General features: G+C 57.1%; 1 protein-coding gene. It reads left to right on the forward strand.

From position 1 onward, the window contains the following. Positions 1 to 349 precede the first annotated feature (349 nt). On the forward strand, positions 350 to 835 hold the full coding sequence (locus YWC_RS31850; protein WP_027868102.1) for a DUF6328 family protein: 486 nt from the start codon (positions 350 to 352) through the stop codon (positions 833 to 835). Positions 836 to 1,396 lie beyond the last annotated feature (561 nt).

Here is a 1,396-nt window from a genome sequence, read left to right on the forward strand (position 1 = left end):
GCCCACACTTATCGACTGTTGATTGTTAAAGAACTGTTGTTCTGTACTACCTTGCTGCACCGTACGAAGCGTTGTGTTCGTCAGCAGCAGAGAAGTGAGATTATGCAGTGTTTCGCTTAACTCGTCAACCCCTCGTCTCTTTCGCTGTCGCTGCTGTAAAAGCTGCTGTGTGCGTCGGAGAAACGAGACTATAGCAAACCTGGTTTGGAAGGGCAAGGGCAGCGTTTGCCGGAAGCGACTGTACAAAGGAAGCTACACGCTTCTCCTTGGCGTCCGGCCCCTGGCGTTCCATAGTGGGTCTAGGCATGTGGACATTGAAGGAAGGAGGTTTTCCGCGTACTGTTAGACCATGGAAAAAATTGACCAGGCGAACGATTCAGATGACCTAGAGATGCGCAATATCATTGAAGAGGCGCGAGTCGTTCTGCCTGGTGTCCAGGCTTTATTCGGTTTCCAGACGATCGCGGTCTTCAACGATCGCTTCGAAGAGCTGGCGTATTACGCGAAGGCCTGCCATGCCGCGGCGCTCATCATGGTGATCGTTTCCGTCGCCATGGTCATGACGCCGGCGATCTACTACCGCACCTGCCGGGGCCACGCCACGGGGGCGATGGTGAAGCTGTCGTCGGTGATGATTCGCGGTGCGCTCTGCCCGCTTGCGATCGGCCTGGCCCTGGACATGTTCACGGTCATTCATATCGTCACGGCGGGCATGTCGGCACGCATGACGCTCAGCGTTGCCGCGGCGCTGGGAACGCTCTTGCTGTTGTCGGGTTTGTGGTTTTATGTCCCACGCCGGGCGCGGGCAATGGCTCGTAAAAATCGTCGTCCCTGAGCGTTTTCGCTTATGTGAGTTGTCGAACAGATGAGTTTTCTTGCAGCCGGATAATCAGTGCTGCGACATCAATCGGGATCCGATTGAACCGTGCCCTGGCACTATGGTCGAAGCACGTCAGCCTGCATGACGCGGGGAGTATGTTGAACTGGGCTGCATTCACCGACCCGAAGTTCCGATATCGGGGGGAGCGTTACGGTGGTGAGTGTTGGCCCAGCCGTGCAAAGTACCGGCGACTTCGGCGCGTAAAGGCAAGGGCGAGCTAGTCGGCACGCCTCCCACCGGGTCGCGGTGTCGCACAGCTGGGACCTGGCCGGGAAACCGGTCGGGCGGAAGCCTCGGTTCATGACCGGGGCTTTTTTTTGCCCAAGGCTGGGCGCCGGCGGCGCAGTCGCAACTTTGGGGTAGCGCGGCCGAGGGCTCTCGAGAATACGGCACAAAGCAAAAAACCCCACCAGAATCATCTGGTGGGGTTTTTCTTATAACTAGCCTGACGATAACCTACTTTCACACTGGTTGCAGCACTATCATCGGCGCAAAGTCGTTTCACGGTCCTGTTCG

Origin of the sequence: Massilia alkalitolerans DSM 17462 (assembly GCF_000427785.1) — a bacterium.
In the GTDB taxonomy this organism is placed as follows: domain Bacteria; phylum Pseudomonadota; class Gammaproteobacteria; order Burkholderiales; family Burkholderiaceae_D; genus Telluria; species Telluria alkalitolerans.